General features: G+C 74.4%; 1 protein-coding gene. It reads right to left on the bottom strand.

The features are described 5' to 3' along the window. Positions 1-875, bottom strand: an 875-nt coding sequence (locus P1P70_RS45090; protein WP_319248346.1) for an ABC transporter ATP-binding protein, incomplete at its 3' end; no start/stop codon positions are given. Between the last annotated feature and the right edge of the window lie 106 nt (positions 876-981).

Genomic DNA, 981 nt, shown 5'->3' on the forward strand with positions numbered 1-981 from the left:
TCTGTCGTGTGCGGGGTGCGGGTGGGGCGTGGTTGATCGCGCGGTTCCCCGCGCCCCTTCAGGGCGAGGGTTTCTCGGAGTGGTTCCGCGCGGCGGCGGGCGTCCCGGACCGTCAGGGGGAGGGGTGACCAGCCCGCCAGGCGGCCCAGGTCCACCACCGGCGGGTACACCGGCGAGACGGCCATCACCTCGGCCGGGGTGCCCAGGACCGGCGGGGCGCCCGGGGCCGGGAGGAGGGCGACCCGGTCGGCGTACTGGACGACGCGTTCCAGGCGGTGCTCGGCCATGAACACGGTCGTGCCCAGGTCGTGGACGAGCCGCTGGAGCACGGCCAGGACCTCCTCGGCGGCGGCCGGGTCCAGGGCGGAGGTCGGCTCGTCCAGGACGAGGACGCGGGGGTGCGGGGTGAGGACGGACCCGATCGCGACCCGCTGTCGCTGGCCGCCCGAGAGCGTGGCGATGGGGCGGTCGCGGAGGTCGGCGAGACCCAGCAGGTCGAGCGTCTCCTCCACCCGGCGCCGCATGACGTCCGGGGCGAGCCCCAACGACTCCATCCCGTAGGCGAGTTCGTCCTCGACCGTGTCCGTCACGAAGTGCGACAGCGGATCCTGGCCCACCGTGCCGACCACGTCGGCGAGTTCACGCGGCTTGTGGGTACGGGTGTCCCGTCCGGCCACCGTCACCCGGCCGCTCAGGGTGCCCCCGGTGAAGTGCGGCACGAGCCCGCTCACCGCCCCGAGCACGGTCGACTTGCCGACCCCCGACGGCCCCACGAGCAGCACGAGTTCACCCTCCGGGACCTCGAAGTCCACGCCCCGGACAGCGGGTTCTGCCGCTCCGTCGTACGTCACGGACACATCCTCGAAGCGGATCACGGGGTTTCCTCCTCGGAGGGGGCGGCGGTCGGCCCGGGTACGGCGAACGCGGGCAGCAGGCCCAGCAGGATCGCGGCGGCGGGCAGGAGGGGCAGGTCGGGGGAGG

This window comes from Streptomyces sp. MB09-02B (genome assembly GCF_033794485.1).
In the GTDB taxonomy this organism is placed as follows: domain Bacteria; phylum Actinomycetota; class Actinomycetes; order Streptomycetales; family Streptomycetaceae; genus Streptomyces.